The sequence below is a fragment of the Pseudoalteromonas sp. SR43-5 genome (genome assembly GCF_014163835.1).
GTDB lineage: Bacteria > Pseudomonadota > Gammaproteobacteria > Enterobacterales > Alteromonadaceae > Pseudoalteromonas > Pseudoalteromonas distincta.
Genome location: NZ_JACJEA010000011.1, coordinates 94628 through 118901 on the forward strand (window position 1 = coordinate 94628; position 24274 = coordinate 118901).

The 24274-nt window shown below is 39.2% G+C and carries 22 protein-coding genes and 1 pseudogene; 3 read left to right on the forward strand and 20 right to left on the reverse strand.

All coding sequences use genetic code 11. The features are described 5' to 3' along the window. Window positions 1-98 precede the first annotated feature (98 nt). Complete coding sequence (locus H5090_RS08620) at window positions 99-1535, reverse strand: sigma-54-dependent Fis family transcriptional regulator (protein WP_138488706.1); 1437 nt, start codon at window positions 1533-1535, stop codon at window positions 99-101. Between the two features lie 201 nt (window positions 1536-1736). Then, window positions 1737-3743, reverse strand: a complete 2007-nt coding sequence (locus tag H5090_RS08625) for a 6-hydroxymethylpterin diphosphokinase MptE-like protein (RefSeq protein WP_310736313.1) — start codon at window positions 3741-3743, stop codon at window positions 1737-1739. A gap of 243 nt (window positions 3744-3986) precedes the next feature. Between H5090_RS08625 and fliS the strand changes: the two genes are divergently transcribed. Next, window positions 3987-4388 (forward strand): flagellar export chaperone FliS, encoded by a 402-nt coding sequence (gene fliS / locus H5090_RS08630; protein WP_182695480.1) that lies wholly within the window; start codon window positions 3987-3989, stop codon window positions 4386-4388. An 8-nt stretch (window positions 4389-4396) separates the two neighbouring features. Continuing rightward, window positions 4397-4711, forward strand: a complete 315-nt coding sequence (locus tag H5090_RS08635) for a hypothetical protein (protein ID WP_182695481.1) — start codon at window positions 4397-4399, stop codon at window positions 4709-4711. 96 nt (window positions 4712-4807) lie between these two features. Here H5090_RS08635 and fliD read toward each other — a convergent pair whose 3' ends face one another. The 18 genes and pseudogenes from fliD to H5090_RS08720 form a co-directional block, all read right to left on the reverse strand. Then, window positions 4808-6241, reverse strand: a complete 1434-nt coding sequence (fliD, locus tag H5090_RS08640) for a flagellar filament capping protein FliD (protein WP_182695482.1) — start codon at window positions 6239-6241, stop codon at window positions 4808-4810. 61 nt (window positions 6242-6302) lie between these two features. After that, the gene (locus H5090_RS08645; protein WP_182695483.1) at window positions 6303-6728 is read right to left on the reverse strand and encodes a flagellar protein FlaG; all 426 of its coding nucleotides are present in this window, start codon (window positions 6726-6728) and stop codon (window positions 6303-6305) included. A 156-nt stretch (window positions 6729-6884) separates the two neighbouring features. Further along, on the reverse strand, window positions 6885-7526 hold the full coding sequence (locus tag H5090_RS21070) for a flagellin (RefSeq protein ID WP_404936426.1): 642 nt from the start codon (window positions 7524-7526) through the stop codon (window positions 6885-6887). 123 nt (window positions 7527-7649) lie between these two features. Next, window positions 7650-8402 (reverse strand): annotated as a pseudogene (locus H5090_RS21075) (flagellin hook IN motif-containing protein); the annotation flags it as partial. Between the two features lie 309 nt (window positions 8403-8711). Next, window positions 8712-10211 (reverse strand): flagellin, encoded by a 1500-nt coding sequence (locus tag H5090_RS08655; RefSeq protein ID WP_182695484.1) that lies wholly within the window; start codon window positions 10209-10211, stop codon window positions 8712-8714. Window positions 10212-10509: 298 nt separating this feature from the next. After that, window positions 10510-11763 carry a flagellar hook-associated protein FlgL gene (gene flgL, locus H5090_RS08660; protein WP_182695485.1) on the reverse strand — a complete coding sequence of 418 codons (1254 nt, stop codon included), beginning with the start codon at window positions 11761-11763 and terminating at the stop codon, window positions 10510-10512. A gap of 2 nt (window positions 11764-11765) precedes the next feature. Then, window positions 11766-13772, reverse strand: coding sequence for a flagellar hook-associated protein FlgK (gene flgK, locus H5090_RS08665; RefSeq protein WP_182695486.1), 2007 nt, complete (start codon window positions 13770-13772; stop codon window positions 11766-11768). A 1-nt stretch (window position 13773) separates the two neighbouring features. After that, window positions 13774-14790, reverse strand: coding sequence for a flagellar assembly peptidoglycan hydrolase FlgJ (gene flgJ / locus H5090_RS08670; protein WP_182695487.1), 1017 nt, complete (start codon window positions 14788-14790; stop codon window positions 13774-13776). 166 nt (window positions 14791-14956) lie between these two features. Then, window positions 14957-16051, reverse strand: a complete 1095-nt coding sequence (locus H5090_RS08675; protein WP_182693935.1) for a flagellar basal body P-ring protein FlgI — start codon at window positions 16049-16051, stop codon at window positions 14957-14959. Between the two features lie 11 nt (window positions 16052-16062). After that, window positions 16063-16746, reverse strand: a complete 684-nt coding sequence (gene flgH / locus H5090_RS08680; protein WP_010553251.1) for a flagellar basal body L-ring protein FlgH — start codon at window positions 16744-16746, stop codon at window positions 16063-16065. A gap of 16 nt (window positions 16747-16762) precedes the next feature. Then, complete coding sequence (flgG, locus tag H5090_RS08685) at window positions 16763-17551, reverse strand: flagellar basal-body rod protein FlgG (protein WP_002959420.1); 789 nt, start codon at window positions 17549-17551, stop codon at window positions 16763-16765. A gap of 21 nt (window positions 17552-17572) precedes the next feature. After that, a complete protein-coding gene (locus H5090_RS08690; protein WP_024589964.1) occupies window positions 17573-18316 on the reverse strand; it encodes a flagellar basal body rod protein FlgF in 744 nt (247 codons plus the stop codon). A 144-nt stretch (window positions 18317-18460) separates the two neighbouring features. Next, window positions 18461-19831, reverse strand: coding sequence for a flagellar hook protein FlgE (gene flgE / locus H5090_RS08695; RefSeq protein ID WP_182695488.1), 1371 nt, complete (start codon window positions 19829-19831; stop codon window positions 18461-18463). A 60-nt stretch (window positions 19832-19891) separates the two neighbouring features. Beyond that, a complete protein-coding gene (locus tag H5090_RS08700; RefSeq protein WP_002959427.1) occupies window positions 19892-20572 on the reverse strand; it encodes a flagellar hook assembly protein FlgD in 681 nt (226 codons plus the stop codon). 13 nt (window positions 20573-20585) lie between these two features. Then, window positions 20586-21017 carry a flagellar basal body rod protein FlgC gene (gene flgC / locus H5090_RS08705; RefSeq protein ID WP_002959429.1) on the reverse strand — a complete coding sequence of 144 codons (432 nt, stop codon included), beginning with the start codon at window positions 21015-21017 and terminating at the stop codon, window positions 20586-20588. Between the two features lie 5 nt (window positions 21018-21022). Continuing rightward, on the reverse strand, window positions 21023-21430 hold the full coding sequence (flgB, locus tag H5090_RS08710) for a flagellar basal body rod protein FlgB (protein WP_002959431.1): 408 nt from the start codon (window positions 21428-21430) through the stop codon (window positions 21023-21025). Between the two features lie 145 nt (window positions 21431-21575). After that, a complete protein-coding gene (locus H5090_RS08715; protein ID WP_039484688.1) occupies window positions 21576-22406 on the reverse strand; it encodes a protein-glutamate O-methyltransferase CheR in 831 nt (276 codons plus the stop codon). A gap of 20 nt (window positions 22407-22426) precedes the next feature. After that, window positions 22427-23359 carry a chemotaxis protein CheV gene (locus H5090_RS08720; RefSeq protein ID WP_002959434.1) on the reverse strand — a complete coding sequence of 311 codons (933 nt, stop codon included), beginning with the start codon at window positions 23357-23359 and terminating at the stop codon, window positions 22427-22429. Window positions 23360-23499: 140 nt separating this feature from the next. Here H5090_RS08720 and flgA point away from each other — a divergent pair, with 140 nt between their 5' ends. After that, a complete protein-coding gene (gene flgA, locus H5090_RS08725) occupies window positions 23500-24207 on the forward strand; it encodes a flagellar basal body P-ring formation chaperone FlgA (RefSeq protein ID WP_182695489.1) in 708 nt (235 codons plus the stop codon). The last annotated feature ends 67 nt before the right edge of the window (window positions 24208-24274 follow it).

Consider the following 24274-nt stretch of genomic DNA (forward strand, 5'->3'; position numbering starts at 1 on the left):
CTTGTAGACGCCATGCTTGCGTGACGGGCAAAGCCCGTAAAGTGATTGATCACAAATGAATAATAAATAACGAAAAGTATTTCACCATTTTCGTACTTCTAATCTCGTGAAAGATTATACTTTTTCATTTTCTCAACGAGTGTTGTTCTGCGAACCCCTAATATCTCTGCAGCGCGAGCTACAACGTAATCATAGCGCTCTAACGCTTGGGTAATTAAGCTAATTTCAAGCTCTGCTAAATAATCTTTAAGTTCAATACCATCATCAGGTAATAGCCCACTACCCGTTTGGCTAAACTCAGCGTCTGGCTCACTTTCGTAATCACTAAAGCCTGTGCTAAATATATCGTTAAAGGCGTCTTTTTCCATTAACTCTTCAGGGTATTCTGGCTCGTAGGCTTCAACTTCAATGTAACGATATTTGTTAGGTAAATCAGGAATATCGACCACTTTGTCAGGGAACATAATAACCATACGTTCCACTAAGTTAGCAAGCTCACGAATATTACCAGGCCAAGCATGTTCTTTTAAGCTCTCAACTGCGCGCTCTGTAAACTTAGCGGTAGAACCAGTCTGGTCGTTAACACGGCGCATTAACTCTTTTAAAAGCAGCGGAATATCATCAGCTCGTTCACTCAGCGATGGGTTTTCGATAGGGAATACATTTAAACGGTAATATAAATCTTCCCTAAAACTACCCTCTTCAATCATTGTTTCAAGATTACGATGCGTGGCCGCAATAACGCGTACATCAGCTTGGATTGCCTTTGTACCACCAACACGTTCGTAGCTGCGTTCTTGCAATACTCGCAGCAACTTAACTTGCATTTGCAGTGGCATATCGCCTATTTCATCTAAAAATAGCGTCCCACCTTGAGCTAGTTCAAAGCGCCCTTTACGAGCCGATATAGCACCAGTAAACGCGCCTTTTTCGTGGCCAAATAGTTCACTTTCGAGCAGCTCTGCCGGAATAGCACCACAGTTTACAGGTACAAACGGTCCATTAATTCGCTTTGAAAGCAGGTGTACATTACGGGCAACCACTTCTTTACCAGTGCCTGATTCGCCTAAAATTAAAACATTAGCATCGGTTTTTGCCACTTGTTCAATTAAAAAGCGAACATCTTTTACGGCCTCTGTTTCACCAACTAGTCCATCAAAAATTTTATGTGGTTTAGAATGCTTATGCTCATTTGGCAACATGCGCTGATACTGCTGGCAATCGTGAAGTAACTGAGTTGTCACTTCGTGATTAAATGGCTCGCAAATAAGCCCCACCACATTAGCGATACTTAATAGTGGTTTTAGCGTTTCGCCAATCAATAAAAACGGTAATGTTGGATAGCGTTTAATTAAGCTTTCGTGGTCAAGTGATTGCAACGCTCCTAAAATAATCATGCATTCTTGCTGCTGATATTTTTTGCATTCTTGTTCAAAGCAGTCTTCGCTTAATAGTTGTACAGCTTCACCAATAAAGCCAAGTGAAGCATTTAATCCTATTGCGCGGTTGTTATTATTATCTAAAATCAAGATCATATTTAGCGAGCCGTACTTTCACTAATTTGTATAATTAGTTAAATTGTAAGCCAGTTCAGCATGGATGCAAGTGATAGCGGCAGTTTTTTGACATAAACGCCAAAAAACAGACATCGCTATAAAAAATCAATCGTATGAATTTATGATTAAAGTTAATTTAAGTGTTCCACTAAACTTTAAATTGCCGCTATATCTCTTGTCTTAATATTTAGCTGGTTTATCATAACTTTCAATCAACTCAAGATAAATATCCACAATATGTTGATGAAAAATATCAATAGAGGTATTCATAAATTCAGTGCGTTTGCCTTGGTTGCTATAATAATATATGTTAGACATTATGTAAGCTTGGAAATATTTAAATGAGCCTTGTACGAGCCAGAAAGTCATTTCGTCTTTATTCTGTATTTCTAAAAGCATTTTATTTTGAGCTAAAAATGCGGACGAAAGATTCTCCCTAGTATCAAAGTAAATAGAAGTAAAGCTGAGAAGTTGCTCTAAAGTATGCTTTGTTTTTAATTGGACATCGTTTATTTGTAACAATACATCACTCACCGCTAGACCCTTTGAAGATGAAGCATTGCAGAGAAGCTCTTTTACTTTGCTATTTTTATCTATTAATTTTTTGCTTATTTTAACATCTGTTATGTCTTTTGCTTCCGTATTTTGAATAAAGGCGCCATCTGAAGTATTAAATGCTTTTACATGTGTTTGTTCTTGTAACAGTAATTCAACATTAGATTTAGATGAATCGAAAGTATTTGTTGTTCCGACCCTGTCCCTAAAATTCCCTTTGACATATCTTTCATTTTTCATTAAACCATCAAAACGTTCTTTATGTTTGAAGTCTTTATCGAAAAAAATACTATGCTTTGAGTGATGGTACTTTTCAGAAACAAAACCAAAATCCATTCCAATAAAGTACAATAACTCAAAACCTAACTCTACAGCGACGGCCACTGCGGCATTTGTCACTGTAGGGTTTGTATAAAAAGGCCTTGAGTATTTTGACTCTTTATCTAACCCTTTAATTAAACATCCTCCAGCATCGTTAACTTTATTTAAAAGAAAAGCAGCCTTAAAGCGAGATAATATTCCATGATATACAGTATTTAATGCAATGATATTTAAATCATTTAACTTAATATTTACTTCATCCGTTCTCTCAACAACCCTTACAAATTCGTCTAATATAGCAACTCGCTCCATCTCAATATGCATATCAGGCTTGATATCATTAACTAGCAGCGCCTTTAAAGCGGTACCACACGAAATGATTATAATATCCTCTTTATTGGCTTTTAAAAAATCAATTGCTAAGTCAAGTGACGGTCCATTAGCAACAATAAATACCGGCGCCTCTTTTATACAATTCTTAAACGTATTTGCTTTCTTTAAAACTGGGAATTGCAACTTCAGATTAGATATGGTGTGAGAAATACCAATAATCTCATCTTCAAAAAAACCCCACCCACTATGCCACCTATGAGCAACTTCTTTTATTTTTTCAGCTACCTTATCCATTAAAGGGCTATCGTAATGCTTGAAGAAATACATTAAACTTAAGTTAAAATGACCCTGCTTATTTAACAGCGTGGATATTTCATTTACAGCATTATACTCGTTACCACCAATACATAATGAAAAAGTCCCGCCTTGATTAGTACAATGTTCAAATAGAGGCCTAAGTTCAACACAATGTAACATTGCATAAAAAACAGCATTATTTGGTTCAAATAAAAAAACATTTAATAACTTTTTTTTCCGAATTAACTCTTCTATTTGATACCCTAATCCAGCTCCAAAGAAGCAAATGAAATCTAAACGTTCCTCATTGGTAGGTTTCGGTAACTCACTCCCTACAGCTTCTACCCGGTTATTATAAATCTTCTTAAGTACAGTAGAATGTTTAAAATGATTATGTTCATCTGATTCATGTGCGATACCGTAATGATGATATGCAGGTTCTTGTAAAAACAACTCAACTTGCTTTACAGCTAATTCACTTGGTGGCTCTCTATAAGTAAATTCATTATTATTAATTAAATTCACTTGCCCGAATTCATCTAAAGCAACGCCTAAATTTTCCACCTCAAAATTCTTAAAAGTATTATAAACATTTGGCATTTTTTCTTTTAATAGTTCTAAATTGGATATCAATGTCGCTTTAAGAATCATTTTTTGGAGCTCTAAATTAGTAGTATCCACAACAACCTCTCCTTTAGTATGTATTACACGCCAGCTATGCGATATGAAAAGCCAGAATATTAAGCATTTTATAGGCCAACGTTACAAGCTGAGTTACATTGACATGGAAATAACTTTTTTATTTTTTTAAACTTTAACTAATATAAACTAAAGAATATAGTTTAATAGCCGATACATATAAGATTAGTGGCACTCAATTTGCTTGGTTATCTTCACAAGTATATTTTATTTAGGATTATCTTCATGGCTCACGTATCATTAAAAAAATACGGTCAAGTTCGTGCTAGCAGCATTGCCGAAATGGCCCCTTACGAACAAATAAACCTTATATTCAGTAATATCATCGGTCGCTTAGCAGCAACTAAAGGGTTTATTGAGCGCAAAGAAATACAAAAAAAAGGTGAAAATATTTCGGCCTGTGTTTTATTATTTGGTGCACTGCAAGACGCACTTAATTTAGAAGTAGAACAAGACCCTAGTATTTCTAACAATTTATTGGCACTGTACGACTACTGCCAACGCCGTTTAACGCAAGCGAACATAAACAACGATATTGAAGCAATTGTGGAAGTATCAAGTATTGTTAAAGAAATTAAAGAAGGCTGGGATAACATTCCACTAGATCAACGCAGCCCTGCGGTTTAATTTAAATTATGGACTCGCCAACATCTTCAGAGCCACTAACCAACTACTCTGAGCTCATACAAACGTTGCTTAGTAATATTGAAGTGTTAGTAAATGATGATAATGCAGATGAAGCTCAGCCTCTTTTAGACACTTTAAATGTTGAACTAAAGCAATGGTGCGAAAGCAGCGACGGCCCAAGTGCAGAGCAATTAGAATTAATTCAGCTTCGTATAAATACCATTTTAGTAAAAGCGAATAGTGCAAAAAACGAGTCATCTAAAGCTATTATTAAACATAAAAAATCAGGTAAGGCGATTAAAGCTTATAAAGCAAGTCGCTAAAATCTACTCAAATAGAAAACACAAAAAAACCGTTTTAAATAACGGTTTTTTTATGCTTTCTTAATTTAGCTATTAATTTAATATTACATTTATCTACTAAGAGTTATCTCTTACTACGCCTGGCATATTCTCTAATTGAGCTTGAACATAACTGCTGGTGTTATTAAGGCTCGCCACTAATAAATCCATCGCATTATATTGAGCATATAATCGAGAAGATAGCGACTCCATTTTACTGGCAAGATCCAAGCGATCATCATCTAAATCGTCTAGCTGATTTGTTTTACTGTCTATTCGGTTTTGAATAATGCCGTCAGAATCTGTATAAAAGCTCATTAGCTCATCAAAAGACTGCGCAAAACCATCATCGTCATCACCAACAAAAAACTGCTGCACTAAATTTACATCTGCATCTATTTGCTCATCGAGTGTTTCTGTATTTAGCGTTAAAACACCGTAGCGGTCTGTTTCGACACCTAATTGCGAAAGTGATAACGAATTACCATCGCCTAAATCAACTGATTCCGTTATTTCACTTCGAAGCTTTGACATAACACCACGAAGTAGTGAGTCACCAGCCATAACACCTGCGCCATCCGCACTCGATGCACCCAAGTTATTACTAAGCTCTAACAACTCATTGTAGCTACTGATAAAACTATTTAAACCTGTTTTAATATTATTATTATTTTCGGTAATTGATATGTCGCTTATGTCGTCGTCGGTATCGTGCGGTTTTTTAGCTGTTATATCCACGCCATCAATCACGTTACTAAATTCATTAGTGTTGCTTGATACCGTCAACGTACCATCAATTGTTATTTGTGCATTTTGAGCAGCGTTAACTTGTGTTAAATTAGTTGTGTGGTTAGCAGGGTCTGCGTCTGATACATCATAAGCTAATCGAGATAACCCGCCTGTATCAGTATTATTACCGTCATCGTCTTGTACGGTAATTGTAATTGCGTTGTCTTCGCCGGTTTCTTTACTAGTGAGCACTAAATGCTGACCGGTATCACTCGTGACTATAGTTGCCACAACAGAGTCATTACTATCACTGCCAGTAAAAGGGCCGTTATTAATTTGGTCTCGTAAATCTTCTAACGTGTTTGTAGCCGATAAAACAGTAGAGAAACTATTTGCACCAGAACCGATTGTAATTACGCCAGCTCCAATTGCCTCGTCTGCTGCAAATGCAGGGGAAGATAACTTATGAGCTTGTGCTAATGCGTCTACTTTTACATTGTAACTGCCTGGCTGAGCGTCTTTATCTGAGCTAATAGATATAAAATCATCATTGCCAGATGCAGTTCGCTTTTGATAGTTATCACTATCACCCAATGCTTCCATTGAGGTTTGTACTTTTTCAAGTGCAGATTTTAATGCCCCAACAGCTGAAATATCCGTAGTTAACTTACTTTCTGTAGTATTTAAACGAGCTTCAGCAGGTGCTTGTTCTGCATTAACGAGTGCATCAACAATATCTGATACTGCTAACCCAGAACCTAACCCATTAAATGTAATAGACATACTTCACCTCTTTAAATACTCAAAAATAAACTAACTTAGTATTAGTAATTACAACTACCGACTAAACCGTTTGATCAATCAAAATACCGGCAGATTCAGACAGTTTAGAAACTAGGCTTAAGACTTCCTCAGAAGGGTATTGCTTAATTACTTCGCCACTGTTTTTATCGAGCACTTTGATTACATCACGGCCTGAATCTTCATCAACTTTAAATTGCAAACTGCGATTCATTTCACCCATAAAGTCCTGCAATTGTTGCGCCATTTGTTCTAGCTGTTCGCGCTCTAAGGGCTGATCTTTTTCATCTTGATTGTTATTTTTGTATTGGTTTTGCTGTAAATTTTGTTGATTTTGTGCTTCCGTCTGCTTTACATCATCAACCGCTCGCTCAGTCAAAGAACGAGCAGCTTGCCCCGCTTGCTTATCATCACCAGCAACGGGGGTCGGTAATGTTGTAATTTCTGCGTTTGAAGTAATTGTATTCATAACAGATTCCTATTTTTCACTTAATTAAACCAACAATAGCTTAGTTTATATTCTTAAACCACAAAAGGAGGTAGCTAAAGCCACCTCCTTTTTTAAAATACTAATACTGACTTTATGTATTAGTTAGCTAACCATTAAGCTATTACTTTTAACTTATTAACCTAATAAGCTAAGTGCTGTTTGTGGTAACTGGTTCGCTTGCGATAAGATTGATGTACCTGCTTGTTGCAAGATTTGGTTTTTCGTCATTTCAGCTGTTTCGGTTGCAAAGTCGGTATCTTGAATACGGCTACGTGATGCCGATACGTTTTCAGAGATGTTTGCAAGGTTGCTGATAGTATGGTCAAAACGGTTTTGAACCGCACCTAAACCAGCTCGCTGAGCATCGATATTAGCAATTGCGTTATCGATAATTGCTAAAGCATCTTGCGACCCTTTTTGGCTTGTAATATCAAGTGAATCTACATCGGCTAATTTACTTGTAACAACTGCATTTGCAACAGCCGCTACCTCTGCCGAGTCTCCCGCTACTGTAAATGTCTCTGATGAGTTTAACTGTATACTTCCTGAAATCACTGTTGAATCAGCTGTTGCAGACTGTGAAGTTAATGTAACAGCTGTACCATCATCTCCAGCATATCCCTGAGGTGTAATATCAACTTCCATAGTAGTACCACCATCATCAAAGTCTTCCAATTTTATATCTTCACCTTGGTTATTTGATATAGAAAGAACACCATTTTCTATTGTTGCAGTAACCCCATGATCATCAGTTTTTGCATTGATGGCTTCAGCCATGGCTTGCTCATCACCATCTACTGTTCCTGTTGAAACATAGGCTAATTTCTCACCATTAAGCTCAAAACTTACTGATGAATCTTTTGCTGAAATAGTAGAGCCAGCTGCAGAGCCAAGCTGAATGTTTGCCTCTGTTCTAGCCTGCGCTGATACACCGGTTGAATCAGTTACACCATTAATTGCAGCTGCTGCATCTTTTGCAGTTGAGCCTTCAGCAATATTAACAGTAGCAGAGTCACGACCAGAAATAGTATAAGTAGCAGCAGATACACCTGTAACCGTCGATGCGCCTGCTGAAGCAACACTTGCTTGACCAAAACTACTATTATTGCTTGTAGCTGCAGCACCTTGCAAATTAACTTGTTTAGAACCGATACTATCAGCTGCAACGCTCGATAATGACACATTAATAGTTTCGTTAGAATTAGCACCAATTTGGAATGATTTAGAGCCAAAGCTACCATCTAAAAGCTGTTGACCACCAAATGATGTTGTATCAGCAATTCGTGTAAGTTCCGTTTGTAATGCTGCCACTTCTTTTTGAAGTGACGCTCGGTCTTCTGTAGAGTTTGAGCCGTTAGCAGATTGTAGTGCTAGTTCACGCATACGTTGTAATATGCTTGTAGACTCACTCATTGCACCTTCAGCAGTTTGTGCCATTGAGATACCGTCGTTAGCGTTACGCTGTGCTACTGCTAAACCATTTACTTGCGATGTTAAACGGTTTGAAATTTGTAGGCCTGCCGCATCATCTTTTGCGCTGTTGATACGCATACCTGATGATAAACGCTCCATTGACGTTGCAAGGTCAGAGCCTGAGGTAGATAGGTTACGCTGAGCGTTTAATGAAGATACATTTGTATTTACTGAAATCATAATAAAACTCCTGATTACTTTCGTAATGTGACTGTTTAGATTTAACCAAGAGCTGTCACAATTGTATGTTCAAGCTCTGTACTGGTTAAGTTAACGGCAGGAGAAAACTTATCTTTAGCGTTATTTTGATTTATTTTTAAAGTTATTTATCAAACTCACTTAAGTGACTAATTTAAAACATAATAATATGTAATTTTTATATAATAAAGTTTTTTTATTCAAACAAAGCATATTACTTTTTATCACAAACAAAAAAACACATCTATAAAGATGTGCTTCTTATTAGCAGTTAACTAAAACTGTTCGTTACTAACCACCTAATAAACTAATAGCGGCCTGTGGAACTTGGTTTGCCTGTGAAAGTATTGAGGTACCCGCCTGCTGTAGTATCTGATTTTTGGTCATCTCAGCCGTTTCAGTAGCAAAATCAGTGTCTTGAATTCGACTACGTGATGCCGACACATTTTCTTCAATGTTTGCGAGGTTGTTAATTGTAAAGCTAAAGCGGTTCTGTACAGCACCTAAACTTGCTCGCTGTGCATCAATGTTTGCAATAGCGTTATCTATAATTGAAAGTGCACCTTGAGAACTTTTTTGATCAGTTATGTTTATATCGGCTACATTTTCAAGCTGGCTAGTTACCTTCGTCGTCACATTATCAATCTCGTCATTTTGCGCTATTGTTGAAAATGTTTCTGATGAATTTAATTGAATGGCACCTGCGACTCTAGCTGAGTCTGTTCCGCCAGTTGTTAATGTAACAGCCTCCCCTACGGTATCATCGTAACCACGCGGAGTTATGAGTAATGAAGAGCTAGCTCCGCCAGCAAATTCTTCAATTTCTATGTCATCGCCGTTGTTATTCGATACTGAAAGTACACCATTATCTAACGTTGCTGTTACACCATGCTCATCTGTTGCTTTATTGATTGCCTCAGCCATTGCTTGTTCATCGCCTGTTGCTGTTCCCGTAGCTACAAATGAAACCTTCTCGCCATTTAGCTCAAAGCTAACGGATTCACCCGGAAGTGTAGCTGTACCTGATATATCCAAGCGCGCTTCAGTTCTGGCTTGTGCAGTAACACCTGTAGCATCTTTAACGCTATTTATGGCGTCAGCCGCTTCTGCAGCTGTAGAGCCACTTTGTATAGTTACTTGAGAATCTTCTCGACCTGATATATCTAGCGTACCAAAAACAGTAGTGCTATTAGATAATGCCCCCGTAGCTGTGGCTGTAACTTGGCCAAAGCCGTCAGAACCTGTAGTTAAGGTAGCCCCTTGAAGATTGACTTGGTTTGAACCGATTTTTTCGGCTGCAACACTCGATAGAGATACGTTAATGGTTTCATTTGCATTAGCGCCTACCTGGAAAGCTTTGCTGCCATATGAACCATCAAGCAGTTGTTGCCCACCAAATGAGGTAGTATCTGCAATACGTGTTAATTCAACCTGTAGTGCAGATACTTCTTTTTGTAGTGCTTCACGGTCTTCTGCCGAGTTTGAACCGTTTGCTGATTGTAGTGCAAGCTCACGCATTCGCTGTAATATATTAGTCGATTCATTCATTGCGCCTTCAGCTGTTTGCGCCATTGAAATACCATCGTTGGCATTACGCTGAGCAACTGATAAACCATTTATTTGAGAGGTTAAACGGTTTGAAATTTGCAAACCGGCCGCATCATCTTTTGCGCTATTAATACGCATACCTGATGACAAACGCTCCATTGAGGTTGCTAAACCTTCGCCAGATTTTGTTAAGTTACGTTGTGCGTTTAATGACGACACATTAGTATTTACTGTTAATGCCATTTTACCATCTCCTAGGTTTAAACAGAGTGTGGTTCAACACGATTTAACAGGAACCACTGTTCGATAATTTCTTACAATAAGAAAAGCATTTACTGTGCCAACTTTAATTTATTTTTAAGGCGATGTTTTTATTGATAAATATGACGCTTATTAAATTGTAAATAAATAGTGAAGTGGTTTAGAAGGGAGTGACATTTTTTTGCCGCGGTTTTGTAGCCAATTTTTGCCGCAAAGTATTGCCGCTTTAAAGTAGGTAAAGCGGCAAGGTATTTCTGGTTATAATCTGCTTATAACTTGCTTATAAGTAATCGAATAATGAAAGGTTAGTTAAACGGCCAAAAGTTGCTTGCGATGCTTGCAGTGCAGTTTCTTGTTTGGTTAGTTCGCTAATAGCTTCTGCCATATCAACTTCAACTAAGTTAGAGCGATTACTTTTATTTTGAATATCGAGCGCTAAGTTTGAATCGCTTACTCTTTCAAGTGCATTCATACGCCCACCTAAACTTGCTTGCGTAAACACAACTTGCTCGCTGGCGTTTTGTAATTGCACTAAGCCATCAGCAAGTACTTGCTGAAAGTCATCACCCTCAAGTGTGCCGTCATTTAAACCTGTAATAAGCGATTGCAACGTATTAAGTACGTTTTCTTTGCCTGGTTTTTCAAGGCTAAAATCGAGTTGACCTGGTGCTGTGCCTTCAAATTCAATTTTCATACCTGCAAAATCGATAGGCTCATCAGTAACTTCACCTGTTACTGCGGGGGTTAATGCTGCGCCGTCTCGGTATATTTCGTATGTTTGTGGATCCGTTGCTGTAGCCCCTGCGTTTACTAATACACTATATGTATTTGCAGTTGCTAGAGCTGTTGGGTCTGCGTTGTAATTTGCTTGATGAAACTTGTCAAACTCAGCTTGGCCGTCAACATATACACTTGCCGCTGTAATAGAGCCTGAAACACTTGCCGTGTTAGATTCTACATTTAATCGCGCGTTAGTTTTTTCAAACGTATCAAAGCCGTTATCACTTGCCTTAATTGAAACACCTTCAGCTATAGTTATCTGGTGCTGACCCTGGTCGCCATTATAGGTGTACTCACCCGCCGCAGAATCAAACTGATACGGCTGCGTGCTGTCTTGATATCCTGAAAATATGAATTTTCCGTCTTCTGATCGGGTGTTCATTAAGTTAGCTAGCGTTTGTTGAATGCCACTAAGTTCTGATGCAAACGTCTTTAAATCATCTTTAGTGTACGCACCATTACCAGCTTGAATAGTGAGTTCTTGCGCTTGTTGAATATTACTATTTATGCTTTGTAATACGCTTTCTTCTGTTTCTAGGCGGCCATTTAGCTGATTGATATTTTTAGTGTATTGCTCATTAGTTTGTATTTTATTTGAATACAGCATAGCTTGCGAAATAGCAGCTGGTGCTTCTGAGGTGGTTAAATACTTTTCACCTGTTGTTACTCGCTCTTGAGCATTTGCAACACCTTGTTGGTTGTCGAGTATTTTATTTATGTTGTTTTGGTACATTAAATTATTTGATAAACGCATAATTACCTCGCCGCATTTAATAAGGTGTCAAAAATTTCTTGAGCTGCTGCTAAAACTTGTGCTGATGCTGAGTATGATTGCTGAAAACGCAGTAAATTTGCAGCCTCTTCATCAAGGTTCACACCAGATAAAGACTCGTACCATGCCTCAGATTGCTGTGCTAGAGCGTCAAATGCAGCCCCACTTGTGATTGCTTGGCCAGTTATAACACCTATATCACTCACTAATCCTGAATAAGCTTGGTTGAACGTTTTATGGTTATCGGCCGTTGCTGTTGTCTCTACGTTTAAGCGTACTAACTCGCCATTTTGTAAATCAGCTAATTTTAAACCATTACGGTTATCGTCAAAGCCGCCTTCGTTAAACTCAAGTGTAAAGGTGTCGCCTGTTGCTGGTGTACCTTCTATATCAAAGTCAAAACCATATGAATCATAAGGGGTACCAAGACCTGCTAAAACATTTTTACCCGGTGGCGCTATCGTTACTGCTACATTAGTACCGTTACCATCGCTAATTAAATAATCATTTGTACCAGCAGCTTTAACAAGCGTTATTTCACCGTTTGTTAAGCCTGGTGCTGTAGTAAAACCACCGGAGGTAACACTTGTTACTTCTCCCGCTGAAATAGTAGCGGTACCTATATTATTTAAATCGTTAGCAGTACGGATTGGCGATGCTAGTGCTAAATCTTCTGCGCGCCCTGTTGCAAGTGTAATACTTGAAGCGGCATCTGAATTAAGCTTTATTTGAAATTGATCCCCCTCAACACCTGCCCCAGATACATTTACTTGAAGACCAAATGATTCGCCTGAGGTAATAGTCGATGAATCAATAACACCTGTCGATATATCAGCAAGTGAAGGCTGCCCTAACGGATCGCCTTTGTTATCTATAGGCTGAATACTTACTTCGTTGGCATTGCCTGTATAGGTAATAATAAAGTCACTGGCAGGAAGTTCACTGCCCTTACCTGGCTCTACCGTTGCAGTCATACCAGCAGTGCCCGTGTTAGCTTGATACGCATATGCGCCAACGGTAGGTATATTAAAAATATTACCCCCTAGCTGACCTGTTGCATCCATACCCAATTTGTTTTGTTCGTTAAATGCATCAGCAATAGCTAAGCCCATTTGACCAATTTGGTTTTGCGCAGGGACTAATATGTCATCTCTAAAAGCAAGTAAACCGCCAATTTTGCCTTTAAGCTTGCTTACATCAACTTCAAGCGGCACAGCTTTGCCACCATTAACGTCAAGCGTGAATTCTTTAAAGTTAGGATCAGGATCCCCTGTCATCGAAAATAAGTTAAATGCGCCATTTTGCATAACAACCGCTTCGCCTGTGCCCATAAAAACGAGTTTTTCGCCATTTGGACCATCAAGCGTTTCTATGTCTATTAGCTCTGACAAGTCGCGTATTGCTTTATCGCGTTCGTTATAGGTAGAGCTGGCATCTGCGGCGTTATTAGTGCCATTAACTGCTGCAATATTTTGATTTAGCGTACTAATACTTTGAATGAGTGAGTTTGCTTCACCTGAAAATATTTCGAGCTGCTCGTTTACTATACTTTTTTGATCAAGCACGATGCCCGAAAGCCTATCCATTTGATCAATTAAACTTTGCGCATCTGTCATTACTAATGAGCGAGCAACAGTAGACGAAGGCTGATTTAACGCCTCTTGCACGTTATTAAATAAAGAGTTAATACCAGTCGAAAGGTTGTTCGACTCTTCAGAAAAAATAGTATCAACTCGATTAGCCTCAGTAATAAACTGATCGAAAAACGATTTATTAGAGGTGTCACGATTTAGCTGTGACTGAGCAAACTCGTTTAATAATCGGTATGTTTCGCCTCGCCCCACTTGGTTATCAACCATAGTGGTAAACTCTGTACGCTCACGCACATAGCCTTCGGTATTTACATTGGCGATATTTTTACTTGTCGTTTGCAGTAGCTCCGAGCTTGCTCTAACCCCAGAACTGGCAATGTTCAATAAATTAAACGACATGTTACTCTACTCCTTGGCGGATCACGTTTGCCGCAATGTCTTTTAGCTGACTGCTATTGAGCACTTTTTTTATTTTGCTGGCATAATTTGGATCGGTTGCATAACCTGCTTTTTGTAATGAATCTAAAAAGTCATTTGGTTTTGCTGTATTTTGTAATGCTTCTTTGTAGCGTGGGTTTTGCGTTAAAAAATCAACGAAGTCGTTCACGCTATCTTTAACTGAATCGTAGGCTCTAAAGCTGGCTTGTTTTTTAACGGGTGTGCCTTGTTCAAACTCAAGCGTTACTTTGCTTGCTTTATCACCTTCCCAGCTTTTATCTGACTTAATATTAAATAAGTTATTTGAGCTGCCACCGTCATTTTTATTAATAATGTGCTTACCCCAACCGGTTTCAAGTGCCGCTTGTGCAACCATTACCGCAGGATTTAAACCAATTTTTTGCGCTGCCGTTTTAGCGTGTTCCCACACTGAACTTACAAACTCTTCTGCATTTTTAAATGTTGGGCTATCGGTTTTAGTCTCTGCAGTATCGACTTTAGGCTCAGCAATATCGGCTTTAGTGTTATTAACGATAAGATCGGATTGCTTATTTTTTTGCTCATGAGGAAGAGCAGATCCCACTTGTGTATCGCTAAAGATATCGTTGGTTGTTCTAAGCACCGAGCCTGGCATAAAGTTTTTAGACTCAGGCGATAACTGCTGAACTATTAGATCGGCAAGGCCTAACGAGCCATTTGAAGAAAGCTCTGTTGAAAGTTGCTGGTCGTGCATTTCTTCAAAAAACTTTACGCCACTTGAATTAAATGGGCTGTCTTTGTCCTCAAATGCTTCGTTAGCTTTACGCATTCCTTTGAGCAACATTTGCGTAAAAATAGCTTCAAATTGTGCGGCCGCTTTTTTGAGCGCAGCTTTAGAGGCATCAGTTGATGCATCGCCACTCGTTAAGGCTTCTTTACGAAGTGAATCTAAGTTGCCTAAATCAAAAAAGTTTTGTTTATCGAGGTGATTAGTTTCCATCGGCTTTTTGACACAAAATGAATAATACAGTTAAAAATGCAAAAATTGAGCCACTACAGATAAAACAAGGAAGATAAAAATAATAAACTTAAGTTGCTGTAAATAAAAAGCCCTAATTTCAAAAACATAGGGCTTGAGTAATACGTTATTTATTGGCTTGGGTTATTTATATAACAACCAACTGTCCGTTAATTGCGCCGGCTTCTTTTAGTGCTTCTAAAATAGCCATTAAGTCACCAGGCGCTGCGCCTACTTCGTTAATTGCGCGAACTAAATCGTCAAGGCTTACGCCTGGATTAAATACAAAGGCGCGCGAGTCATCTTGGTTTACATCAATAATACTTTGCTGCGTGACAACTGTATCACCGTTTGCTAGCGGATTTGGTTGTGACACGTTTTGTTGTTCTGCAATTGTTACTGTTAAGCCACCATGAGTTATAGCCGCAGGCTGAAGCTTAACGTTCTTGCCAATGACAATTGTACCGGTGCGCGAGTTAACTATAATTTTAGCGGCCATGTCAGCTGGTTTAAATTCTAAGTTTTCGAGTGTTGATAAGTACGATACACGCTGGGATGCGTCGCGTGGAGCTATAACACGAATAGAAACAGAATCAATTGCCTGTGCGCTATTTGGGCCAACTAAGTCATTAATTGTTTTTTCTAGGCGTTTTGCCGTTGTAAAGTCTGGGCGGTTTAAATTAAAAGTAATGTAATCGCCTTGCATAAATGGGCTTTCCACGGCGCGCTCAACTGTAGCGCCATTTGGTATACGACCAACTGTAGGGGTGTTAATTACAACTCTACTACCATCAAGGCCTTGTGCGCCTAAGCCACCGACAATTAAACTACCTTGTGCAATTGCGTACACGTTACCGTCTACACCTTTTAAAAAAGTTTGTAGTAAAGTACCGCCACGTAAGCTGCCTGCACTACCAATAGAAGAAACCGTAATATCGATTGCTTGCCCAGGCTTTCTAAATGCAGGTAGTTCTGCATGCACCGCCACAGCGGCAACATTTTTAATTTTAGGACTTTGAGTTGAGGGTAGCGTAATACCAAAGCTGTTCAACATGCCTCTAAAACTTTGTTGTGTGTATGAGTTTTGCTCGCCAGTGCCTGGTAAACCAACCACTAAGCCATAACCAACTAATTGGTTAGAGCGTACGCCTTCAACCATAGACACATCTTTTATGCGCTCAGCACTGGCAGTAAACTGCCAACCTAATAACACAACTAAACATAAAGCTTTAAGGCTATTCATGTTGTTACCCTCTAAAATGGAAACAGCGAACTGCTAAAGAAACGTGTAAGCCAACCAGGACTTTGCGCTTCTTGCGTTTGCCCTTTACCTGAGTATTGAATACGTGCATTAGCAATACGATTTGATTCAACCGTATTATCGGCGCTTACGTCTTGAGGGCGTACTAGCCCTTCTAAACGAATAAACTCTTCACCGGTATTAAGCGTTAGCCATTTTTCGCCGCGAATAACTAAGTTACCATTAGGTAAAACGCGCATTACATTAACCGAAATATCGCCCACTAAGCTGTTTGACTGGTTTGATTTTGAATCACCCGTAAACGACGAATCACTACCAATGCCAAACTGAATACTATCGCCACCTATATTTACAGGTAGACCACCTAAGCCAATAACAGGATCTAAGCTTGCGTCGGTTTCTTTGTCTGTTTCTGTTTTAGCGGCTTTTGTTGCTTGAGTAGACTCTTGCAATTTAACCGTAATTATATCGCCAGTACGTAGCGCTTTTTTATCAGAATATAAGTCGTTTGATGTATGAGTATTAAACAATGAACCTGTGGCTACCAGCGGCTCTAAAATAGGCTCGGGGTACATAGGTGCGTAGTAAGGGTCGTCCTGCACTACTTCACTATTTTGCGTAGACATACAGCCACTTAAAAATAATGTGCCCGCTGTAAATAAAATAATATTACGCATAATTCCCCCTACTCTATTAAAGCTGTTGATTGATATAACTCATCATTTCGTCAACGGCCGAAATTACTTTTGAGTTCATTTCGTAAATACGCTGAGTTTCTATTAGATTTACGAGCTCTTCAGTTACATTTACGTTTGAAGTTTCGAGTGAGCCTTGAATAATGCTACCTAACCCTTCAACACCCGGGTTACCTTGTACCGGCGCACCACTTACAGCGGTTTCGGTATAAAGGTTTTGACCAATTGGCTCAAGGCCCGATGGATTAATAAAGTCACTAATAGTCAACTGACCAATTACAACGTTATCGGCTTGACCTGCAACACGTACAGATACTTCGCCGTCTTGCGAAACCGTAATTGATTGCGCGTCATCAGGTACATTCATTTCTGGCTGAATAACGTAACCAGCGCCCGATGTTACAATTCGTCCATCGCCATCAGTAGTAAACTGACCATTGCGCGAGTAAGCAATATTGCCATCTGGTTGCAGTACTTCAAAAAAGCCTTCACCAGAAATCATCCAATCTAGTGAGTTTTCAGTGGTCAACATGTTGCCTTGCGTAAACTCTTTTTGGTTAGCTACAACTTTAGCACCCGCACCTAACATTAAGCCCGACGGCATTTCGGTATCTTGCGATGAACGACCACCTGGTTGATTAATATTTTGATAAAGTAAATCTTCAAATATAGCGCGGCTTTTTTTGTAACCTACGGTACTCGCATTCGCTAAATTATTTGAAATAACCGATATATCGGTTTGTTGAGCGTCTAGCCCAGTTTTACTGATCCACAATGCTGGATTCATAATCGTGTCCTCATTTTAAAGTTAAACTATGCGTAATAACTGATCTTGACGCTCGTCAATTTCTTCAGCTGTTTTCATTAATTTCACTTGTAATTCAAATTGGCGCTGGTGGCTTATCATGTCGACCATTTCGTGAACAGGGTTCACATTTGACATTTCAAGCGAACCACTTAAAACTTTTACATTGGCAGAGGTATCTACTGTTACATTTGCTTTTGGTCTAAATAAACCATCGTTACCTTTTTCGAGCTGTGAGCTATTTGCTTCTACCACTCTAAGCGTGTCTATTTCTTCTAAAAAGTTAGCGGGAGCGCCTTGCGGTCGAACTTGAATAGCGCCATCTTGGCTAAACCCTATTTTTTCGACTGGGACGGGTAAAATAACAGGTCCCCCTTCGCCAATAACTTGACGACCGTGGCTGGTTACGAGCATGCCTTGAGCAGTAATGTTTAACGTACCCACTTTTGTGTAAGCTTCATTACCGGAGGCATCTTGCACAGCAAGCCATGCATTATCGCTCATCGCGATATCTAAGTCTCGCCCGGTTTGAACAATGCCACCCGATACCATGTTAGAACCCGGACGCTCTTGCATTGAAAATACACGTGTAGGCAAACCTTCGCCAAACGCTTGCATAGAACGCGCTTGCGCAAAGTCAGCTTTAAATCCTGTTGTATTTGCATTCGCCAAATTATTGGCTTTTAAAGCAAGCCCTTGTAGGCTTTGCTTAGCGCCAGAGGCCGCAATGTAGACCATTTTGTCCATAGTATCGACTCACATAAAAAATCTCTGAACTTACAAATGCAAAATAGGTGCCAGATTAAATTTGACGCAACATTGAGAGGTATTTAGAAGGGCTTACAAAAAAGGCTGCAAAAATGCAGCCTAATATATTTAATGGGGTTTAGCTTATCGAATCTGCAAAATACTTTGCTGAATAGTTGAGTTAACTTCAAGCGCACGTGAGTTTGCTTGGTAATTACGCTGTGCAGTAATTAAGTCTACAAGCTCGTTTGTAAGATTAGTATTTGATTGCTCAAGCGCTGATGAGTTAATTCCACCAAACGTACCCGAACCGGCTTCACCCGCTACAGGTTCACCTGAATCAATACTTTGCTTCCAGCTTGTATCACCCACTTGTGATAACCCTTGTGAGTTAGGAAAACGCACCATAGCCACTTGCCCTAGGAATGTTGAGTCACCGTTACTGTAAGAAGCGACAATTTTACCGTCTGTTCCTATATCAATTCCGGCTAAACGACCTACTGTTGAGCCATCTTGATCGAGTGCTTTTACTTCAAAACCACTTGAATACTGAGTTGGGATACGTCCAGCCGTGTTATTTTCATCGCGCCAGTTAAGCTCAATACCAGTACCTGGGAAAGTTGCACCATTGTCTAGTAATGTTGATAAACCAGCACCAGAACCCGCTGGTAGTAATATTTCATCAAAAGTAGTTGTATTTGTATTTGCCACACCACCTGTTGTTGATGGTAAACCACTTGAGTCAAAACCTAGGGTGGTCAGTGGTGTATAAGGTGTCGTTGTTTGTTCTCCACCAGTTGTGCCATCAACTACTTTGCCATCGAGAGTTGCATATACTTTCCAACTGTTATCTATACCACCTGCTGCGGCATCATCTTCTTTGGCAAAAAAGTATTGTAAAATGTGAGGTTCACCTAGTGAATCATATACTGTTGTTGACGTAGATGAGTTATAAGTACCACTGGATGTAGGGTCAAAATCTAGACCTGTTGGATCCGCCGTTGCATCTAAGTTAAACGACAAAAATACATTTTCGGTTGCGCGAGGAGAACCAGACGAATCAGGGATTTGAATTGGATCAGTTGTGCTCAAACTTACCGACGTTGTATCACCTGTAGATGAGTCAACAGGGAATGCTTGTAAAAAGTTACCTTTTGCGTCAACCATAAAGTTATCTTGGTTAAGCTTAAATGCACCTGCACGTGTATATGTTAAATCTTGCGAAGATAAATCGTCAGTCATCGCAAAATAACCTTCACCAGTGATTGCTAAATCAAGTGAGTTATTTGTAAATTGTAGTGAGCCTTGATGAAACTGCTGCGCAACCATGGTTGTTTGCACACCGTCACCATTTTTAGTCTTACCAGAGCTAAATACTGACGATGCATAAACATCGGCAAACTCAGCGCGTGACTCTTTAAAACCTGTGGTATTAACGTTTGCAATGTTATTTGCAGTTACGTCTAAATCTTTTTGTGCGGCAGCTAAGCCAGTTAATGCAATATTGAAGCTCATAATTCACCTCTAACCTGTTAATATTTAGCCTGCTGACAGGCGAAGTATAATTAAAATTTATTACGCGATTTCTGCGACGTCTGTCAGCCTAACCGCACCTTCTTTAGTGTTAATAATAATGCCACTTGAGCCATTAATATTAACGCTTTCAATGTTCTTGAACGTAGCAATGGGTAAGCTTGAAAATTCACCGTCAGTACTTCCTTCGGCGGTTACTGAATATTCACCTTCAGGTAAACGCTCACCAGCTTCATTTTTGCCATCCCACGCAAAACGTACCGCACCTGCTGGCTGAGAACCCATATCAATAGTTCTTACTAGCTGACCTGATGCATCAGTAACTTTAATTTTTAAGTTATCAACGGCTTCTTCTGCCACTGCAGAGCCTCTGGCATCACCTGTTTCATTTAAATCCAGGGTGTTTGACTCTAGTAAAGCTTGTTTGCCTACAAGTGTAGATGCTTGCAGTGCTGAATTAGATGTCATTGAAGAGGCTAAAGATTCAAAATTAGTATTTAAATCTGTAATCCCTTGCGCCATCGTAAAGCTAGTCATTTGAGCAATCATTTGGTCATTATCCGCAGGGTTACTGGGATCCTGATACGATAATTGCTGAGTTAACAAAGAGAAAAAGTCTTCTTGTGTTAACGCATCACTCTCATTATCACTGGTAGCAACTTGTTGCTCTTGCCAGCGTATAGAGTCTAAATAGGATGAAGATGTACTAATATCGTTACTCATAACCTACCCTCGGTTACCGCTGCCCTAGCAACAGTGTTTTACTTAGCATTTGCTTAGCTGCATCAGCAACTTGCACGTTTGTTTGGTAAGAACGAGAGGCAGAAATCATATTTGCCATCTCCTCTACAACATTAACGTTGGGTTTATAGATATAGCCATTTTCATCCGCACTTGGATGGTTTGGGTTATATTCAATTTGTAATGGTGCATCGCTTTCAACAATGCCCAAAACTTTAACACCAACTGCGGAGCCCTGCTGGTTACTTACTGATGCTGAAGCCTTTGTTAGCTCAGCCGCAAATACAGGTTGGCGCGCTCGGTACGTTTTGTCTTGAGATGAACTAATGGTGTTAGCATTAGAAATATTACTAGCTGTAGTATTTAAGCGAACGTTTTGTGCGCTCATACCCGAACCTGCAATATCGAAAACATTATATAAACTCATAATTTTTATCCTTGACTACCGAGAGCTTTATTCAGGCCTTTAAATTTGCCACTTAAAAATTGCAAGCTGGCCTGATACTCCATAGCATTCTGTGTATACAAGTTTCGTTCCACTTGTATATCAACCGAGTTACCATCACCAGTATCTGATTGATTTGGCAAACGAAATGATTCTGAACTGCCCATACTATGAGTACCTCCACCAATGTGTTTATCATTAGTTCTTACCATAGTATTGCCGCTTTGCTGGGTTGACCTTGCCGCTTTTAATGCAGAGGCAAAATCAATATCTTTTGCTTTATAGCCAGGCGTATCAGCGTTAGCTATATTAGTTGCAATTAATTCTGCTCGCTGTGAACGGATCAACATGGCTTGCGGATGCACACCTAATGCTTTATCAAAACTGATAGCCATAACCTTCTCCAAAAAATTGACTTACCCATTAATAAAGCAAAAAATAAGCCATTAATATTAGGGAGTGCTATATTTTTATAAGGCTATGTATCTAAATAGAAAAACGACGCTAGGTGCGTCGTTTTAGGGAAGGAAGTTAGCTTAATTACTTCTTTTGGTAAATAATACCAGGGTTGCACCTAACCATATCAAATTCAGTGCTTAGCCCAGTTAGGGACTCTGACGCGCCTAAAAATAGGTAACCGTTTGGATTTAACGCTTGTGCAAACTGGTTAATAATTTTAGCTTTTATTTCAGGCGCAAAATAAATTAGTACATTTCGGCAAAAAATAATATCAAACTTGCCCATTAACGCGTAAGAATCAAGCAGATTTAAATGCCTAAAACTAACTTGTTTTTTTATTGTATCGTTTACTTGCGCCATACCGTTGCCGCTGTCTTTAAAAAACTTTTTACGACGCTCTGCAGATAACCCTCTGGCGAGTGCCAGCGCGTCATACTCTGCATTTTTACACATATCAAGCATGGTATTAGATATGTCGGTACCGATAATTTGTGCCCCCATACGAAGCACACCTGGTTGCTTAGCACTAAATTCAGCAACCGACATAGCTATTGAATAAGGTTCTTGGCCTGACGAACTGGCAGCAGACCAAATTTTTAAAGGCCTTCTTAAATCTTTAAATTCAGGGAAAAGCTTGTTTTGGAGCAACTCAAATGGGTATTGATCTCTAAACCACAAAGTTTCGTTGGTGGTCATTGCATCAACCACAGCGGCTCTTAATTGCCGCTCGTGAGGCCCGAGAGTTTTACTAACCAATTCCGATAAAGATCCCACATTAAATCGAGTCATTAACGGAGCAAGTCGGCTTTTAACTAAATACTGTTTATTTTCACCTAAAACAATGCCGCATTGCTGCTCTAAAAACGAACGAAACTGGTCGTATTCACTTTGCTGCAAATCTTTATTATTCAAGTTAGTAGCACCTTTTTTTGTTAATCACAATGAACCCACTTTTTAACCGCTGTTGCTAATTCATCTGGGTTAAATTTAGCAATAAAGTCATCTGCCCCTACTTTTTCAATCATCGCTTGGTTAAAAACACCACTCAAAGAGGTATGCAAAATAACATGCAAAGGTGCAAGTTTGGGATCTGCTTTTATTTCAGCTGTTAAGGTATAGCCGTCCATTTCTGGCATTTCAACGTCTGAGATCAGTAATGCTACTCGCTCTGTAATATCATTTTTACAATCAAGCTCTGCTATTTCTTTAAGCCTAATTAAAGCTTCCTTACCATTTTTAGCAAGCTCTGTTTGAACACCTAGCGGCTCTAAGGCTCGTTTAACTTGATTACGCGCAACAGCAGAGTCATCTGCAATAAATACGATACGTTCGCCTAAATCTCTTTGAATATCGCCACTTTGTGCAACTTCAGCACTTACTTCTGTGTTTACTGGACAAATTTCGTTGAGAATTTTTTCTACATCGAGAATCTCGACTAATTCATTTTCGATTTCGGTCACTGCTGTTAAATATGAATAACGTCCGGCGCCTGATGGCGGTGGCATTATTTTTTCCCAATTCATATTTACAATACGTTCAACTCCGCCCACTAAAAACCCTTGCACAGAGCGGTTGTACTCAGCAATGATTATAAAGCTGTCTTTAATGTTGTCGATTGGGCGCCCACCTACAGCCATTGATAAATCAATAACCGAAATGGTTTGACCACGAATATGTGCAACACCACGAATATACGGATTAGATTTTGGCATGCTTGTTAGTGGAGGGCATTGCAGCACTTCTCTCACTTTAAATACATTAATACCAAAACGCTGACGCCCTCTGAGCTTAAATAAAAGTAATTCTAGGCGGTTCTGCCCAACCAACTGTGTGCGTTGGTTTACTGAGTCTAAAATGCCTGCCATTCAAATCTCCTAAAGAAAACAAATAATACGGAACGATAATTGCTTTCTATTTATAAAGCTACATAACATCGCGGGTGCGTCTACTTTTTGACGCAAAATATTTATACCCTGTTTGAAACCATAAGCATAGTCGAAACATTATGAGTTTGTTAAAAAAAATCAGAAGATACAGTGTTTTTTATTTTGTTACTAGCTTGTGCTTTGCATTCCCTCTGCACGCTAAAGTGTTTAGTAAAGATTTATTACAGGACATGGCCGTCACTTACATAGGTAAGCAGGTTGGTACATTACAAAATACTAATATTCAATTAAGTGCACTGCCTTTAGATAGTCGCATCCCTGATCGTGTCTGTAATACTGAGCTTGAATTATCAACATCCGATGAGCCACCATTTAACCGCCAAGTAACCTTACAAGCCAAGTGCAATGATGCTCAAACGTGGGCTCAATACGTTCATGTAAGAGTTGTTGAAATGGCCCCAGTTGTTGTTGCCACTGCTAATTTAACCCGCGGTGAAGTAATAACTAAGTCGCATTTAAGTATTGAAATGAAACCAACTCACTTTGTACGAATTCAGTACTTAGATGATCCCACAATGCTAATAGGCAGCAGAAGTAAACGAAATATTAGAAGTGGTATGCCAGTATTACTAAACCAAATTTGTATGGTGTGCAAAGGTGACTCTGTTAATATTTACGCTAATCTCAGAGGCCTTAGAATTAAAACCACAGGTATTGCTTTAGAAGACGGTACTTTGGGCGAACAGATACAAATAAAAAACAAAAAATCAGGTAAAGTTTTAAATGCGCGAGTAGATGGTGTAGAGTCTGTTCAAGTGAATATTTAATTTAGATTTATACTAAAGTATCCCACGTATATGCCGATAACATGGCATAAGTTGGGTAATATACGGG

Bases quoted from the DNA above. Each gene is read 5' to 3' on its own strand.
- flgB (WP_002959431.1), bottom strand. From the start codon at position 21,430: ATGGCTATCAGTTTTGATAAAGCATTAGGTGTGCATCCGCAAGCCATG.
- H5090_RS08645 (WP_182695483.1), bottom strand. From the start codon at position 6,728: ATGAATACAATTACTTCAAACGCAGAAATTACAACATTACCGACCCCC.
- H5090_RS08720 (WP_002959434.1), bottom strand. From the start codon at position 23,359: ATGGCAGGCATTTTAGACTCAGTAAACCAACGCACACAGTTGGTTGGG.
- flgE (WP_182695488.1), bottom strand. From the start codon at position 19,831: ATGAGCTTCAATATTGCATTAACTGGCTTAGCTGCCGCACAAAAAGAT.
- H5090_RS21070 (WP_404936426.1), bottom strand. From the start codon at position 7,526: ATGGCTGAAGCCATCAATGCAAAAACTGATGATCATGGGGTTACTGCA.
- flgJ (WP_182695487.1), bottom strand. From the start codon at position 14,790: ATGGAAACTAATCACCTCGATAAACAAAACTTTTTTGATTTAGGCAAC.
- flgC (WP_002959429.1), bottom strand. From the start codon at position 21,017: ATGAGTTTATATAATGTTTTCGATATTGCAGGTTCGGGTATGAGCGCA.
- H5090_RS08655 (WP_182695484.1), bottom strand. From the start codon at position 10,211: ATGGCATTAACAGTAAATACTAATGTGTCGTCATTAAACGCACAACGT.
- flgH (WP_010553251.1), bottom strand. From the start codon at position 16,746: ATGCGTAATATTATTTTATTTACAGCGGGCACATTATTTTTAAGTGGC.
- flgG (WP_002959420.1), bottom strand. From the start codon at position 17,551: ATGAATCCAGCATTGTGGATCAGTAAAACTGGGCTAGACGCTCAACAA.
- flgL (WP_182695485.1), bottom strand. From the start codon at position 11,763: ATGCGTTTATCAAATAATTTAATGTACCAAAACAACATAAATAAAATA.
- H5090_RS08635 (WP_182695481.1), top strand. From the start codon at position 4,397: ATGGACTCGCCAACATCTTCAGAGCCACTAACCAACTACTCTGAGCTC.
- H5090_RS08700 (WP_002959427.1), bottom strand. From the start codon at position 20,572: ATGAGTAACGATATTAGTACATCTTCATCCTATTTAGACTCTATACGC.
- fliS (WP_182695480.1), top strand. From the start codon at position 3,987: ATGGCTCACGTATCATTAAAAAAATACGGTCAAGTTCGTGCTAGCAGC.
- H5090_RS08675 (WP_182693935.1), bottom strand. From the start codon at position 16,051: ATGAATAGCCTTAAAGCTTTATGTTTAGTTGTGTTATTAGGTTGGCAG.
- flgK (WP_182695486.1), bottom strand. From the start codon at position 13,772: ATGTCGTTTAATTTATTGAACATTGCCAGTTCTGGGGTTAGAGCAAGC.
- fliD (WP_182695482.1), bottom strand. From the start codon at position 6,241: ATGTCTATTACATTTAATGGGTTAGGTTCTGGGTTAGCAGTATCAGAT.
- H5090_RS08690 (WP_024589964.1), bottom strand. From the start codon at position 18,316: ATGGACAAAATGGTCTACATTGCGGCCTCTGGCGCTAAGCAAAGCCTA.
- H5090_RS08620 (WP_138488706.1), bottom strand. From the start codon at position 1,535: ATGATCTTGATTTTAGATAATAATAACAACCGCGCAATAGGATTAAAT.
- flgA (WP_182695489.1), top strand. From the start codon at position 23,500: ATGAGTTTGTTAAAAAAAATCAGAAGATACAGTGTTTTTTATTTTGTT.